A 15,436-nucleotide genomic window follows, 5' to 3' on the forward strand; every position below is an offset into this window, starting at 1 on the left:
GACGAGATGAGGTGACCGTGGTGACGCGACGGAAGTCGCCGGCCAAGCGAGCACGCCGGCCCACCCACCGCAGATCAGTCGCGCACGACTTCCGGGGACTTCGTCAGCAGAGCGATCTGCCGGTCGATGAAGGCGCGGAGTTCCTCGTGACCACGGGTCACGCCGACCGCAGCCTCGTTGCCGACACTGCGCGCGATCTGGGCGACGATCATGGAGATCACCACCGGCGGGTACGCGGTCAGATCCACGCCGCCGGCCCGCAGAACCAGGGTCACGGCCGCGGTTTCGATGTCGCGCACGCGCTCCGAGTACGCTTTCAATTCGGCACCAACGGCCTTGCGGTGGTTGGCCAATGCCATGAACTCCGTACTCAGCACGGTTTGCCGCGGGTCGCTGTTGATGCGCCACAACGCACGCAACGGGTCCTCGTCGAGCAGCACCGCGCGCAGCCGTTCCAGTGCCACTTCTCCACCGGCGCGTAGTGCTTCGACGAACAGGTCGTCCATGGTCGGAAAGTAGTAATAGACCAGCGCCTGCTTGACGCCGGCCTGGGCGGCGACCCGCCGCGAGGTGGCCGCGGCGTACCCCTCGTCGTGCATGATCTGCACCGTCGCCTCGATCAGGCGCTGCCGGGCACCACCGTCGTCGGCCTTCGATTTACGCGCCTGGGTCATCGACGAGCCCGACCCGAAATGCTTGACCGGCCGTCGCGGCGCGTGATAGGCATACGGCAGTCTAACATTTGATCGATCGATCAGGAGTTGCTGTCATGCAGCCCAAGTCCACCGTGGCCGACATCGCGGACGTCGACTACTTCACGAACCCCGAGATCGCCCAGGACCCGTACCGGTATTGGGACCATCTGCGTCAGCAGGGCCCCGTCGTGCGCGAACCGCACTACGGCGTGGTCGCGGTGACGGGATATCAGGAAGTCCAGGCGGCCTTCAAGGATGTCGACTCGTTCTCGGCGGTCAACGCCATCGGCGGCCCGTTCCCGCCGCTCCCGTTCACCCCGGACGGGGACGACATCAGTGAGCTCATCGAGGCGCACCGGCACGAGTTCCCGATCTTCGAACACATGGTGGTGATGGACCCACCCCAGCACGAGAACGCGCGATCACTGCTGAGCCGGCTGCTGACGCCGCGCCGTCTACAGGAGAACTCGGACTACATGTGGGGCCTCGCGGACCGCCAGTTCGACGAGTTCATCGCGAACGGGCGGTGCGAATTCCTCGGCGAATACGGCAAGCCGTTCGCCACGCTGGCGATCGCGGATCTGCTCGGCGTGCCCGAGGGTGACCGCCCCGAGATCCGGCGCAACCTCGGAGCCGGCAACGTGCCAGGATCGGCAGTCGGTGCCCTGGACCACGAGCCGGTGGGCTCCAATCCCCTTCAGTACCTTGACGATCTGTTCAGTGGATACATCGCCGACCGGCGCGAGAACCCGCGTGACGATGTGCTCACCGGGCTGGCCACCGCCACCTATCCCGACGGTTCGGTCCCGCCGCTGCTCGAGGTGGTCCGACCGGCGACGTTCCTGTTCGCCGCCGGGCAGGAAACCGTGACGAAGCTGCTCAGCTCCGCGGTCAAGGTGCTCGGCGATAACCCCGAGCTGCAGCATCACCTACGCGAGAACCGCGACCTGATCTCCCCTTTCATCGAGGAGGCGCTCCGCATCGAGAGTCCCACCAAGGTGGACTTCCGCCTCTGCCGCAAGTCCACCACCCTGGGCGGCGTGCCGATCAAGGCCGGCACCGTGATGATGCTGTGCCTCGGGGCGGCCAACCGGGATCCCCGAAAGTTCGAGAATCCCAACGAGTTCCGCCTCGATCGCAAGAACGTCCGCGAACACATCGCCTTCGGCCGTGGCATCCACACGTGTGCCGGCGCTCCCCTGGCCCGAGTCGAGGGCCGCGTCACCGTCAACCGCCTGCTCGACCGCACACGCGACATCCGGATCAGCGAGGCCGAGCACGGCACACCCGGCCACCGCAACTACAGCTACGAGCCGACATTCCTGCTGCGCGGCCTCACCGAGCTGCACATCGAGTTCACCGAGGTGCGGCGATGACAGTGCAGTCGGTCCTGGAAGACCTCACGAATCGACCCGGGGCCGGCGACATGATCCCGATCGTCAACCCCGCCACCGAGGAGGTGATCGCCGAGTTCCGCGACGGCGGCGCCCCAGCGGTCGACGCCGCCGTGACCCGTGCGCGCGAAAGTTTCACCTCCGGGGTGTGGAGCGGACTGCCCGGCAACGAGCGGGCCAAGGTGCTGTGGCGAGTGGCCGATCTGATCGACCAGTACGCCGACCAACTCGCCCAGATCGATTCCCTCAACACCGGAATGCCGTATTTCCAGGCGTTCATGATCATGTCGACGTGCGCCGAATCGTTCCGCTACTACGCAGGCTGGTGCACCAAGGTCAACGGCATCGCCCATGACGTGCAGCAGACCGGCGGCATCACCGGCGCCTTCACCACCATGCACGCCTATACGCTCAAAGAGCCCTACGGAGTGGTCGGGCTGATCTTCCCGTGGAACGGACCGGTGTTCAACGCGTGCACCAAGCTCGCGCCCGCGCTGGCCGCGGGGTGCAGCTGCGTCGTCAAACCCGCTGAGGAGACCCCGCTCTCGGCCCTGCTGTTGGAACGGATCCTGACCGAGGCCGGCGTGCCCGACGGCGTGGTCAACCTCGTCACCGGATACGGCCACACGGTCGGCGCGGCGATCACCGCGCATCCCGGCGTCGACAAGGTGGCCTTCACCGGCTCCACCGAAGTGGGCAAGCAGATCGTGCAGGCCGCCGGCGGCGGCAACCTCAAGCGGGTCGCGCTCGAATTGGGCGGCAAGTCACCGGTTCTGATCTACGACGACGCCGATCTGGATACCGCCATCACGATGGCGGCAATGGGCATCTTCATCCATTCCGGCCAGGGCTGCATCAGCGGATCGCGAATCTTCGCGCAGCGCAATGTGTACGCCAAGGTCGTCGAGGGCGTCGCCAGCATCGCGAACTCGGTGCAGCTCGGCGCGCCAACCGAAGACGGGGTCCTCATCGGCCCGATCATCAGCGCCAAACAACTCGACCAGGTGCTGGGGTTCATCGACGGGGGCCGCCGAGACGGCGTCGAGATAGTCACCGGCGGAAACCGGCTGGACCGCAGCGGGTTCTTCGTACACCCAACGGTTCTCACCGATGTCGCCCCCGCCACACGGCTGTACCAGCAGGAGATCTTCGGGCCGGTGGTCGCGATCCTGCCGTTCGATGACGACGACGAAGTCGTGGCCCTGGCCAACAATTCCGAGTACGGGCTGGCCGCGACCGCGTGGACCAAGGACATCGGCCGCGCACACCGGCTCGCCAAACGTCTCGACGCCGGCACCGTCACGCTGAACTGCCAGATGGTGTTCGACCATTCGATGCCGTTCGGCGGCTATAAGCAGTCCGGTTGGGGCCACGAATGGGGACGCGACGGGATCGAGAGCTTCCTGAAGACCAAAACGGTGTACGCCCAACTTTGATTACACGGCAAGGAGTTTCAGATGGGATCGTTGGACGGGAAGGTCGCCTTCATCACCGGCGCGGCTCGCGGGCAGGGGCGGAGCCACGCCGTGCACCTGGCGAGGGAAGGTGCGGGCATCGTCGCCGTGGACATCTGCGCCGATATCGCCTCGAACGGCTACCCCATGGCCAGCCGTGACGAACTCGACGAAACCGCGGAACTGGTCGAATCGGTGGGCGGCAAGATCGTCGCCGCCGTCGCCGACGTCCGGGATTTCGCCGCACTCAGGTCAGCGCTGGACGCCGGCGTCGAGCAGTTCGGCCGCCTCGACATCGTCTGCGCGAACGCCGGTATCGCGACGATGGCATTCCGTGAACTGACCATCGAAGAAGAACTCGAGATGTGGACCGACGTCATCGACGTCAATCTGACCGGCGCCCTGCACACCGCCAAAGCGGCGATCCCCCACCTCGTCGCCGGCGGGCGCGGCGGGTCCATCATCTTCACCAGCTCCACTGCGGGATTGAAGGGCTTCGGCGGTTCGCAGGCCGGCGGCCTGGGCTATGCGGCGTCCAAGCACGGCATCGTCGGGCTGATGCGGACGCTGGCCAATGCGCTTGCTCCACAGAGCATCCGGGTGAACACCGTGCACCCGACCGCAGTCAACACCATGATGGCGGTCAATCCGGCCATGACGGCGTTCCTGGAGAACTACCCCGGCGGCGGCCCGCACCTGCAGAACCCCATGCCCGTCGGGTTGCTCGAACCGGAAGACATCAGCCATGCCGTTGCCTTCCTGGCTTCCGATGCGGCGCAATACATCACCGGGGTCACGCTTCCGGTCGACGCCGGCTTCTGCAACAAGCTGTGAACGCTGACAGCGGGCGGGTCGCCGGCAAGAAGATACTGATCACAGGCGCGGCCCGCGGGATGGGCCGCAGCCACGCCGTGCGCCTCGCCGAGGAGGGGGCCGATCTCATTCTCGTCGACATCTGCGAGTCCCTCGCCGTCCTCGAGTACCCACTGGCCACTCCCGAGGATCTCGACGAAACCGCCAGGCTGGTGCGGGAATACGGCCGCCGCGCCGCGACATACGTCGTCGACGTTCGCGATGCCGACGCGCTGCGCGCCGCGGTCGACGACGGCGTCCTGCAGTTGGGCGGTCTCGACGGCGCCGTCGCCAATGCCGGTGTCCTCACGGCGGGCACGTGGGACACCACCACCGCCGAGCAGTGGCGCGCCGTCATCGATGTGAACCTCATCGGCACGTGGAACACGTGCGCGGCGGCGCTGCCGCACCTGATCGACCGCGGTGGCAGCCTCGTCAACATCAGCTCTGCCGCCGGCACCAAAGGGACGCCGCTTCACCTGCCCTACACCGCCTCCAAACACGGAATCGTGGGGCTCAGCAAGAGCCTGGCCAATGAGCTTGCCGCGCAGGGTGTTCGAGTGAACACGGTGCATCCCACCGGTGTGCCGACCGGTATGCAGCCGCCGTCCCTGCACGGCCTGATCCGGGAGACACGGCCTGATCTGGCACCGCTTTTCGCCAATGCGCTGCCGGTCGTGATGGCCGAGGCCATCGATATCAGCAACGCGGTGTTGTACCTGATGTCCGACGAATCCCGATACGTCACGGGCCTCGAACTCAAAGTCGATGCCGGCGTCACGATTCGGTGACCCAGAAAGGACAAGCATGACCAGACCGGACACCGCGCGCGGCAGGCTGGCGTACGCCGACGTCATGACGGTTGCCGCACCAGCGCACTCCACAGCCGTGGACGACCACTTGATGGATGCGGTCTTCGGCGACGTATGGCAGCGTCCGGGGTTGACCAGGCGCGAGCGGCGCTTCATCACCCTCCCCTGTGTCGCGGACGCCGACGCCGAAGGCCCGTTGCGCGCACATGTTTACGCGGCCCTGAACAGTGGTGACATCACGATCGTCGAGATGCGGGAAACTGTTCTGCACTTCGCCGTGTACGGGGGCTGGCCAAAGGCATCCCGTTTCAACATGGTCGTCGACCAGGAGTGGAACCGGATCCATGCGGAACGGGGCCTGCCGGTACCCGAGCCCGAACCACTGTTACCGCTCTCCACTCCCAGCGACCCCGACGAGCGGCTGGCCGTCGGCGCGCAGTGCTTCAAGGACATCAACTGCCTGCCGTTCGCGCCCGGCCAGGACAACCCATTCCAAGGCGCCGGCATCTTGAATTTCGTGTTCGGCGAAATGTGGCCGCGGCCCGGGCTGGCCAGGAAGGAACGGCGCCTCATCACTGTGGCCTGTGTGGCATTCCAGGACGCGCCTTTTCCGATCGTCAGCCACGTCTACGCGGCGCTGAAGAGCCGCGACGTGTCGTTCGACGAGATGGACGAAGTGATGCTGCATTTCGCCGCGCACTGCGGCTGGCCCAAAGCCGCACATCTGAGTCACGTTGTGGCCGAGCAGAAACGGCGAGTCACGCAGGAATGGAGCGACGAAGCCGGCTGATCACCGGCAGTGAATCAGCCCGGAGCCCGGCAGATACTTGATAGCGCTTTCGGTCCGCACGCCGCGCATCGGTGCCACACTGGCGAACGTGACGACTAACGATGTCTACGAACGGCTTGGCGTGCTGGAACAGTTGGTCCGGCACCTCTATGCGCAGACCGGGATTCCGCTACCCGATGTGCGGTCGATGGCGCAATCGCAGGTGTCGGTGCGCGTGCGCGATCTGCTGGCCGCCGGCAACAAGATCGCCGCCATCAAGGCCTACCGCGACGAGGCCGGCGTCGACCTGCCCACCGCAACCCGGGTGATCGAATCTCTCTAACCCGAAGGGGCCCGTCGCCATGCTCGCAGTCATCGCAACGATTCCGGACAGCGGAGGTCCCAGGGCGGCGGTGCCGAGCCCGAACGGCGACCGCCTGTACGTCGGGAATATCGCCAACCCGACGGTCTCGGTGATCGCTACCGTCAGCAACACGGTGATCGACGCCATCGGACCCGGCGGCGCATTGCAGGGCCTCCAGCAATTGGTCGTGCATCCGGACGGTACGCGGCTGTACTGCAACGGCTTCGGCGGGATGTCGGTGATCGACATCAACACCAAATCCGTTGTGGCCGTTGTTCCGTTCGCCTGGGGCGGGCAGCTGGCAATCCATCCCGACGGTTCCACCGTCTACCTCGCGTCGGGCGGCGACAGCAGTGGCAATGCCGACCCGCAGATCATGCTGGTCGACACCGCAACGAATGCCGTGACCGGAACCATCAAAGTTGATGGGGCCTACTATCTGGCCGTCAGCCCCGATGGCGCCCGGCTGTATGTCACGGGCTACAACGACGGACTTATCTGGGCTGTCGACACCGCCACCCACGGCGTGGTCAAAACGTTTGCGTTCAACAAGCCGATCGGCGGGTTCGTCGTCAGCCCCGACAACAGTCGTCTCTATGTGCTGGGCGAGGTCAAGTTCGGCGTGACCACCAGCAATGTGACCGTGGTTGACGTCGACACCGGTACGGTCACCACCGGCATCGCCTTCCCGCTTGGCCAGGAGCTCACCGACATCGCCGTCGCGCCCGATGGTTCGGCGGTGTACGTCACTCAACTGACCGGCGATGTGAGCCGGATCGACAGTGCCACCATGACCGTGTCGGACACCGTCAACATCGGGAATTACGCAGGGACCGTTACGGTTTCGCCCGACGGATCGCGGATCTACGCGACCAATCAGTACCACAACACGGTGTCGGTGCTCGCCCAGCTGCACGTTCCGGCCGGAGGCCTCGACCTGCCCGACCTGGTCGGCAAGCTGTTCGGTGGCGCAGCCGCCGGCGGTGGCGGCTGGTTGGTCATCGGAGACCACTTCATTCCGATCCCACCCCGAGAGCCTGTCCTGCAGGCCATTGCGCGCGCGCTCGCCCCGCACGTCGGCAAGCCGGTGCAGAACCATGAGTTGGGCCAACGCCTGCGCCGGACTCTGGCGGCCGAACCCGAGGCCCCGAAAATGGCACCCGGCAGCTTCCACCCCGACGAGCACCGTCCGCAGCATTAGTCGCACGCGCAGAGCCGGCGTGAACTTTGGCAATTGCTCAGCACCGAGGAAAATTTGTCGATAGCGTCAATATCGCTTGAGTTCCCCCTCGGTCAGGAGCTTCACATGCATACACTCACAGTCCGTTTGAGCCTCCCCACTGCCGCCGCGCTCATGGCCGCGAGCGTCATGGTCACCGCTCCACCGCCACCGGTGCTCGCAGCCCTCCCGGCGCCGGTGATCCACAGCGTCCAGATGCCGGACATCCAGCTCACCGCGACGATCGCCGACATCCTGCAGTTCCCCGCGTTCAAGCAGTGGGTCGCCAACCAGATCACCGACTTGGTGACCATCGGGGCCGGCCTGGCCAAAGCAGGCCAGGGCGTCGGGCAGACCATCAGTGCCATCCCGGGACTCGTGGTCACCGCCACGCAGCAGGTTCTGGCGCGAGACTTCGTAGGTGCTCTCGGCACCGTCGAAGCCGGAGTGATCGGAGCGGTGACCGTCATCGGCGGACCGATCCTGGTGTCCATCATCGCGCGCGACCAGCGCGCGCTGGCGGTGGACCAGGCGTTGGTGCAGGCAGTCCCGGTAGCGCTGATCGGTCTCGGCACCGGGCTGCTCGGCGGATTCAACGCTGTCGCGACGTCGGCGATCATCGCCACCCAGAACGTCGTGGCGGCCCTGCTGCCCATCAACATCGGCAATCTCGTCACGGCTGTCGTCGACGGCATCAAACTCGTCGTCCAGGGCCTCAACACCGGCGCCGGCAACGTGATCGACGGAATCGCCTTCGCGCAGAACACCATCGCCAAGGCACTCGCCACCCAGCCGGCACCGATCGCGGCCGTCACGCCTACCCCGGCAGCCGGGGTCGCGGCCACCGCCATCCCGAAGATCACCACCACCAAGGTCAAGCCCACGGTCAAGCTTGCGCCGACAGCAGCCAAGCCCACGGCGACACCCGCGGGCACCAAGGATCCGACAGATACCAAGGATTCAACGGCGCCCGACACCAACTCGACGGCGAACCACGACACCGACTCCGGCACCAAGCCCGACACCACCGGGGCGGCAACCAACTCGAACGCCGGAACGTCGGATACCGGCAGCAAGACCGAGAAGCAGACCACGCCGAAGAAGCCGAAGACGAAGTCCGGCAAGAATACCCAGGGCAAGAAGGCCGCGTCGATGTCGCAGGCTGCCGCCTGAGGCCCAGCACATCCGGAGGTAACTCACAGAAGACGCCAGCAACGCGAAATACGCACTGGCTCAACGATATCCGCACCTCAAGGTGCAATGCGGGTCGGCCGCCGTTCACCTTGAGTTCGCACAGTGTCCCTATCATCCGCCCCTACTGCCGCCGCAGCCGCGGACGTGCCGAGCGCGCCACGGAACTCGAAAGCAACAGGAGCACAAGGTGATCGCCACACTGGATATCGCGCTGCGGATCGCCGCCGGCCTGGGCCTCGGCGCGGCGATCGGGCTGGAGCGCCAGTGGCGGTCCCGTAACGCCGGATTGCGGACGGCCGCACTGGTCAGCCTCGGCTCGACGCTGTTCGTCATCATGGGTGGCTATACCTTCGCAGGGGAACACGCCGACCCGACCCGGGTCGCCGCCCAGGTCGCATCCGGTATCGGCTTCCTCGGCGCCGGCGTCATCATGCAACAGGGTGCGACGATCTCCGGGCTCAACACCGCGGCGACGCTCTGGGCCTCCGCCGCCATCGGCGCCCTGGCCGGAGGTGGACTGCTGGTGCCCGCCGTGATCGGAAGCTGCGCGGTCATCGCCGCCAACATCTTCCTGCGGCCGATCGGACGCACGCTGGACCGGCACCGCCGCCCCGGCGCCGAAGAGTCCTCTGCCGAATACCGGTTCGAGGTGCGGTGCGCCACGACCGCCGAGCTCCACATCCGCAGTCTCATCTTCGATGCCATCTCGCACCCCAACCTGACGGTGCGATCCATCTCCGCGGTCGACCTGCCCGACGACGAAGGAGTACGCATCACCGCGACCGTCATCGCCGACGAACGCGACGATCACCGCATCGAAGCGGCGCTGGCCGATGTCATCAAGGCACCTGCTGTCACCGCGGTGCGCTGGAGCGCCGACGACATGAGCTCGGTCGACTGACCGCGGTCGTCCCAGAACTGCCGCATTACGTTCGGGAGGGGCGTTTCACGCGCTGGTCAGAAGGTGACCGAACTTGAGACCGAGCCAGGGCCTGCGCCCTCCGGCCACGATCTTCCCACGCAGAATAGAACGCCACTGGCCACAACGGCCGTAGCCCACCAACAAGTACGCCACGGGGTCGGCGGAGATCCAGCAGTCGGCCTGCCCCGTAGCCGGACCGACGACGGCGGTTCCGTCGTCGATCATCATCCGATAGCGGGGACCGCCGCGAAAGCGGAGCTCGTAGGAGGCGTGCAGGCCGGCGGCCTGTTGCCGGTCGACGTAGTCGGGAACCATCGCCATGACGCCGGCGATGACCCGCAACGCGTCGGCCCGCGAGATCGGCCAGGCGGTTCCGACCGCGCGGGCGACGTCCAGGCCGTGGATGAGCTGTTCGCCCAGCATTGCGCTGGTCATGATGGGAACGGTCATCGGTAAACCGTTGAACGTCATGATCGGTTCGTCGGGAGGCCGCTGTCCACCGACCGAAATGAATCCATCTACCGCACTGACCAACATGTCCGCGAGACGTCCCAGGTCCCGCTCGGTGAACTCCTGCAGCAGTTGAGCATTCGCGATCCCCCCGCGCTCGCCGGGGGTTGCGTGCTCGGGCGCGAGCCCGAGGTAATCATGGACGTCGACCTCACCGGTAACGAGTCCGGTGTACTGCCGCAGGCCGATGACAAGATGAGCTGCGGTCTCGGCCACGGTCCAGGTGAGGTTCGGTACCGCGGTGGCGGGGTCGGTCACCGTGCTGACAAGCGCCGAAATGCGACACGCGGCGGCCCGTAACGCATCCTGTGTGCCTGCCAGGTCAATACCGATCACGGTGATGATCGTTGCACCGCGGGGCTCGCTTGCGGGCAGAACCCTTCGAGGCGCTGTACCAGAATTTCGATCAGACGACTGCGCCACTCATCAAGGGTCTACGAGCGGAAGCCGCCGATGTGCAGGAATATTGGTGGGCGCGGACGGTATCGAACCGCCGACCGCTGGTGTGTAAAACCAGAGCTCTACCACTGAGCTACGCGCCCCGCCCCGGGCACGCTACACGGGTTGGCATGCCAAGGGAAAATCACTCCAGCGCGTTCAGCGCCGAAACCCAGACCGACTGGTCCCGGGCCTCGCCCGGCGATGTGCACTCTGCGAACCGCACCACGCCGTCCCGATCCACGAGGAACGTCCCGCGGTCCGGATAGCCGGCATCGGAGTTGAAAACGCCGTACAGCTGGGACACCGCGCCATGCGGCCAGAAGTCGGACAGGATCGGAAACTCGAAACCCGACTCGCGCGCCCACACCTTGTGGGTGGCCGGCGGCCCGACTGAGATGGTCAGCGTTTCCACCGAGTCATTGCGATACCGGGTCAGGTTCTCCTGAATCTCACCCAGCTCCCCCGCACACACCGGGGTGAATGCCAGCGGGAAGAACACCAGCAGCACGTTCCGGCCGCGCAACGCCGACAGCGTCACGGCGCGACCGTGCTGGTCTTTGAGAGTGAAGTCCGGTGCGACGGATCCGACCGGGATCATGACGCGACCCGCGACCGCAACGTGGTGGCGGAAACGAGGCCGCTTTTCCGCCGTGTGGTTGCACTCGCGGCCACGATGGCCCACGAACGACGGAGGTGCCCCACAGCAGCGGCCGTGCCGTCCAGCCGCGGCACAAAAGCCAACCGCACTAGTGCCGGCCCGCAGCCTTCGACTTTGGCTGCACCAGGCGGCTGGCGATCCAGTCTCCGAGGTTGGCCGACGAGGTGACGACCAGCCCTGCGGTGGGCGCCGACTCGGCGATCTCGGCAGGCTGCACGTGGCCACCTTTGCCGGTCTTCGGAGTGACCACCCAGATGACGCCGTCATCGGCCAGCGGGGTGATGGCATCCATCAAACGGTCCACCAGGTCGCCGTCGTCATCGCGCCACCACAGCAGCACGACGTCCACGACTTCGTCCGAATCCTCGTCGAGAAGCTCTCCGCCGCAGGCATCTTCGATGTCAGCGCGGATGTCGTCGTCGGTGTCTTCGTCCCAACCCAGCTCCTGGACGATCTGATCTTTGTGAATGCCCAGTCTCTGGGCGTAGTTCGGCGCGTCCGCCGCGGCCACCGGTGTCCTCCTCTAACCTGCTTGTTTGCAGCCTGTGTGTGTGAAACCCAATAGTCGCACGCGGCGACGATTCATTCGATGCAAGACACATCTTTGGTCGACAAGATCAGCGCGAGCGCTACCCACACGCTGTCTCGGTGGCCGACTTGGCGTTGTTGAACGCGTCGACCGCGGCATTGAAATCAGAGGTCGACGCGTTGGTGCTGATCGCCGTCGCCAGCGACTGGGCCGCCGCCGACCAGCCGGCGAGCGCCGCCTTGAGGGTGTCGGACTGCACCGTCGTGGCGCTCTTGGTCACCGCGTCCGCGGCGTGGTGCAGTGCGTCGACCGCGGCCTGCAGCTTGGCGGCGTCGGTGCCACCGGCGTTCTCGGCGTCGACGTAGGCGTTGACGGCCTGCATCGCCGGTTTGCCGGTGTCGACGAACACCTGGCATGCGGCCTCGGTCGCCGCAACGGAGGCGCTCGACGAACTGGAACTGGCCGACGCCGCCGCGGACAGCGATACCGACGTGCGGTACGCCGCGGCGCCGGGCTGGTCGACCGTGGAGCTGCCGTCGACGGACTTGCTGCACCCGACGATCACCATGGCGGGTACCGCCACGCCCCCGAATACCAAAGCGGCTGCGCGAAGCCGCGACACAGTAGCCGCGCTGGTCATCATCAGCTGACCGTACAGGGTCGATGTGGCAATCGCGGGCATCCGAACGCGTACTCGCCGGTAGCCCACCCCAACGCCTAATCTGCGCAACGATGGGGGGACGATGGGTAGTGCCAAAAGCATCCCCAAAATCGAATACCAAGGAGTGGCAGTTGACCACTGAGTTCGTGCGCCAAGACCTGGCTCAAAACTCCAGTACCTCAGCCGAACCCGACCGGGTCCGGGTGATCCGTGATGGCGTCGCGTCGTACCTACCCGACATCGACCCAGACGAGACCGCCGAATGGCTGGAATCGTTCGACGACCTGTTGGGTCGGTCGGGGCCCGCGCGTGCCCGCTACCTGATGCTTCGGCTGTTGGAGCGCTCGCGGGAGATGCGCGTGTCCATCCCCGCGCTGACGTCCACCGACTACGTCAACACCATCCCCACCGACCTGGAGCCGTGGTTCCCCGGTGACGAAGAGGTCGAGCGCCGCTTCCGCCGTTGGATCCGCTGGAACGCCGCGATCATGGTGCACCGCGCGCAGCGGCCGGGAGTCGGTGTGGGCGGCCACATTTCGACGTACGCGTCGTCGGCGTCGCTGTACGAGGTCGGCTTCAACCACTTCTTCCGCGGCAAGAATCACCCGGGCGGCGGCGACCAGATCTTCATCCAGGGTCACGCCTCCCCCGGCATCTACGCCCGCGCCTTCCTCGAGGGCCGCCTGTCGACCGACCAGCTGGACGGTTTCCGGCAGGAGCACAGCCACGCCGGCGGCGGCCTGCCGTCGTACCCACACCCCCGCCTGATGCCCGACTTCTGGGAATTCCCCACGGTGTCAATGGGTTTGGGCCCGATGAACGCCATCTACCAGGCCCGCTTCAACCACTACCTGCACGACCGCGGGCTGAAGGACACCAGCGATCAGCATGTGTGGGCCTTCCTCGGCGACGGCGAGATGGACGAGCCCGAGAGCCGCGGCCTGATCCAGGTCGCCGCCAACGAGGCGCTGGACAACCTGACGTTCGTCGTCAACTGCAACCTGCAGCGCCTGGACGGCCCGGTCCGCGGCAACGGCAAGATCATCCAGGAACTGGAGTCGTTCTTCCGTGGCGCCGGCTGGAATGTCATCAAGGTGGTGTGGGGCCGCGAATGGGACGCCCTGCTGCACGCCGACAAGGACGGCGCCCTCGTCAACCTGATGAACGTCACCCCCGATGGTGACTACCAGACCTACAAGGCCAACGACGGCGCGTACGTCCGCGACCACTTCTTCGGCCGGGACCCGCGCACCAAGGCGCTGGTCGACCCGATGACCGACCAGGAGATCTGGAACCTCAAGCGCGGCGGCCACGACTACCGCAAGCTGTACGCCGCCTACCGCGCGGCGTTGGAGCACAAGGGCCAGCCGACGATCATCCTGGCCAAGACCATCAAGGGCTACACGCTCGGCAGCCACTTCGAGGGCCGCAACGCGACGCACCAGATGAAGAAGCTGGCGCTCGACGACCTCAAGAAGTTCCGCGACGCGACCCGGGTGCCGATCACCGACGCCCAGCTCGAGGAGAACCCGTACCTGCCGCCGTACTACCACCCGGGCTCGGAGTCACCGGAGATCCGGTACATGCTCGACCGGCGCCGGGCGCTCGGCGGTTTCCTGCCGGAGCGGCGCACCAAGTCCAAGCCGCTGCCGCTGCCGGGCCGCGACGTCTACAAGTCGCTCAAGAAGGGCTCGGGCAACCAGGCCGTCGCCACCACCATGGCCACGGTCCGGACCTTCAAAGAACTGTTGCGGGACAAGAACATCGGGCCGCGCATCGTCCCGATCATCCCCGACGAGGCCCGCACGTTCGGCATGGACTCGTGGTTCCCGAGCCTGAAGATCTACAACCGCAACGGCCAGCTCTACACCGCCGTGGACGCCGATCTGATGTTGGCGTACAAGGAATCCGAAGTCGGCCAGATCCTGCACGAGGGCATCAACGAGGCCGGGTCGACGGCGTCGTTCACCGCGGTGGCGACGTCGTACGCCACGCACGACCTGCCGATGATCCCGATCTACATCTTCTACTCGATGTTCGGGTTCCAGCGCACCGGTGACGGGTTCTGGGCGGCGGCCGACCAGATGGGCCGCGGCTTCGTACTCGGCGCCACGGCCGGGCGCACGACGCTCACCGGCGAGGGCCTGCAGCACGCCGACGGGCACTCGCTGCTGCTGGCCTCGACCAACCCCGCGGTGGTGGCGTATGACCCGGCGTTCGCCTACGAGATCGCGTACATCATCGAGAACGGCCTCGAGCGCATGTACGGCGAGCACTCCGAGAACGTCTACTTCTACATCACCATCTACAACGAGCCGTACGTCCAGCCGGCCGAGCCCGAGAACTTCGATCCCGAAGGCGTCCTGCGCGGCATGTACCGCTACCGCGTCGCGCCGGAGAAGCGCTCCAGCACGGCACAGATCCTGGCGTCGGGCGTCTCGATGCCCGAGGCACTGCGGGCGGCGGACATGCTGTCGGCCGACTGGGATGTGGCGGCCGACGTGTGGTCGGTGACCAGCTGGGGCGAGCTGAACCGCGACGGTGTGGCCATCGATCGGCACGCGCTGCGGCACCCGGACCAGCAGGCCGGTGTGCCGTACGTGACCTCCCAGCTGGCCAAGACCGCGGGCCCGGTGGTCGCGGTGTCCGACTGGATGCGCGCGGTACCCGAGCAGATCCGTCCGTGGGTGCCGAACACCTACGTCACCCTCGGCACCGACGGGTTCGGCTTCTCCGACACCCGCCCGGCGGCCCGTCGCTACTTCAACACCGACGCCGAGTCGGTGGTGGTGGCGGTGCTGGAGGCCCTGGCCCGCGACGGCGAGATCGACCCGTCGGTGGCCGTCGCGGCGGCCAAGCAGTACCGGATCGACGACGTCTCGGCTGCCGAGGTGTCATACGCCGACACCGGCAGCGCCTAGCAACCGGGCGGCCGATATGACGCTTTCTGCTGAAAGCGTCA

15 protein-coding genes and 1 tRNA gene are annotated in these 15,436 nt (G+C 66.3%); 10 read left to right on the forward strand and 6 right to left on the reverse strand.

Going from position 1 to position 15,436, the window contains the following annotated elements:
* Window positions 1–74: 74 nt before the first annotated feature.
* Window positions 75–674, reverse strand: a complete 600-nt coding sequence (locus QRN63_RS13840; protein WP_267319106.1) for a TetR/AcrR family transcriptional regulator — start codon at window positions 672–674, stop codon at window positions 75–77.
* A 113-nt stretch (window positions 675–787) separates the two neighbouring features.
* Here QRN63_RS13840 and QRN63_RS13845 point away from each other — a divergent pair, with 113 nt between their 5' ends.
* The 9 genes from QRN63_RS13845 to QRN63_RS13885 all read left to right on the forward strand — a co-directional run bounded on the left by QRN63_RS13845 (window position 788) and on the right by QRN63_RS13885 (window position 9,654).
* On the forward strand, window positions 788–2,071 hold the full coding sequence (locus QRN63_RS13845; RefSeq protein WP_285031376.1) for a cytochrome P450: 1,284 nt from the start codon (window positions 788–790) through the stop codon (window positions 2,069–2,071).
* Window positions 2,068–3,525 (forward strand): aldehyde dehydrogenase family protein, encoded by a 1,458-nt coding sequence (locus tag QRN63_RS13850; RefSeq protein WP_267319107.1) that lies wholly within the window; start codon window positions 2,068–2,070, stop codon window positions 3,523–3,525. The genes QRN63_RS13845 and QRN63_RS13850 overlap by 4 nt, the downstream gene beginning before the upstream one ends.
* Before the next feature lie 21 nt (window positions 3,526–3,546).
* On the forward strand, window positions 3,547–4,377 hold the full coding sequence (locus QRN63_RS13855; RefSeq protein WP_267319108.1) for a mycofactocin-coupled SDR family oxidoreductase: 831 nt from the start codon (window positions 3,547–3,549) through the stop codon (window positions 4,375–4,377).
* Entirely contained in the window at window positions 4,374–5,186 is an 813-nt protein-coding gene (locus tag QRN63_RS13860) for a mycofactocin-coupled SDR family oxidoreductase (RefSeq protein WP_285031337.1), read from the forward strand. Before QRN63_RS13855 ends, QRN63_RS13860 begins: the two co-directional genes overlap by 4 nt.
* 16 nt (window positions 5,187–5,202) lie before the next feature.
* Window positions 5,203–5,997: a carboxymuconolactone decarboxylase family protein gene (locus tag QRN63_RS13865; RefSeq protein ID WP_267319110.1), complete on the forward strand. Its 795-nt coding sequence runs from the start codon at window positions 5,203–5,205 to the stop codon at window positions 5,995–5,997.
* Window positions 5,998–6,085: 88 nt separating this feature from the next.
* Window positions 6,086–6,319, forward strand: a complete 234-nt coding sequence (locus tag QRN63_RS13870; RefSeq protein WP_267319111.1) for a hypothetical protein — start codon at window positions 6,086–6,088, stop codon at window positions 6,317–6,319.
* A 19-nt stretch (window positions 6,320–6,338) separates the two neighbouring features.
* Window positions 6,339–7,541, forward strand: coding sequence for a YncE family protein (locus tag QRN63_RS13875; RefSeq protein WP_285031339.1), 1,203 nt, complete (start codon window positions 6,339–6,341; stop codon window positions 7,539–7,541).
* A gap of 105 nt (window positions 7,542–7,646) precedes the next feature.
* A complete protein-coding gene (locus QRN63_RS13880) occupies window positions 7,647–8,732 on the forward strand; it encodes a hypothetical protein (protein WP_285031341.1) in 1,086 nt (361 codons plus the stop codon).
* 211 nt (window positions 8,733–8,943) lie between these two features.
* Window positions 8,944–9,654 (forward strand): MgtC/SapB family protein, encoded by a 711-nt coding sequence (locus tag QRN63_RS13885; protein ID WP_285031377.1) that lies wholly within the window; start codon window positions 8,944–8,946, stop codon window positions 9,652–9,654.
* Between the two features lie 45 nt (window positions 9,655–9,699).
* Here the strand turns inward: QRN63_RS13885 and QRN63_RS13890 are convergent, their stop codons facing one another.
* From QRN63_RS13890 to QRN63_RS13910, 5 genes are all read right to left on the reverse strand, one after another.
* Window positions 9,700–10,521, reverse strand: a complete 822-nt coding sequence (locus tag QRN63_RS13890; RefSeq protein WP_285031343.1) for a maleylpyruvate isomerase family mycothiol-dependent enzyme — start codon at window positions 10,519–10,521, stop codon at window positions 9,700–9,702.
* Window positions 10,522–10,652: 131 nt separating this feature from the next.
* Window positions 10,653–10,727, reverse strand: a tRNA-Val gene (locus QRN63_RS13895).
* 41 nt (window positions 10,728–10,768) lie between these two features.
* The gene (locus QRN63_RS13900; RefSeq protein WP_267319114.1) at window positions 10,769–11,224 is read right to left on the reverse strand and encodes a peroxiredoxin; all 456 of its coding nucleotides are present in this window, start codon (window positions 11,222–11,224) and stop codon (window positions 10,769–10,771) included.
* A 148-nt stretch (window positions 11,225–11,372) separates the two neighbouring features.
* Complete coding sequence (locus tag QRN63_RS13905; protein ID WP_020104234.1) at window positions 11,373–11,795, reverse strand: DUF3052 domain-containing protein; 423 nt, start codon at window positions 11,793–11,795, stop codon at window positions 11,373–11,375.
* Between the two features lie 118 nt (window positions 11,796–11,913).
* Window positions 11,914–12,456: an Rv2240c family protein gene (locus tag QRN63_RS13910; RefSeq protein ID WP_267319115.1), complete on the reverse strand. Its 543-nt coding sequence runs from the start codon at window positions 12,454–12,456 to the stop codon at window positions 11,914–11,916.
* A 149-nt stretch (window positions 12,457–12,605) separates the two neighbouring features.
* On the opposite strand from QRN63_RS13910, the gene aceE reads away from it, so the two are divergent.
* A complete protein-coding gene (gene aceE, locus QRN63_RS13915) occupies window positions 12,606–15,395 on the forward strand; it encodes a pyruvate dehydrogenase (acetyl-transferring), homodimeric type (protein WP_285031345.1) in 2,790 nt (929 codons plus the stop codon).
* Window positions 15,396–15,436: the final 41 nt, after the last annotated feature.

Source organism: Mycolicibacterium sp. lyk4-40-TYG-92 (genome assembly GCF_030209435.1).
Classification (GTDB): domain Bacteria; phylum Actinomycetota; class Actinomycetes; order Mycobacteriales; family Mycobacteriaceae; genus Mycobacterium.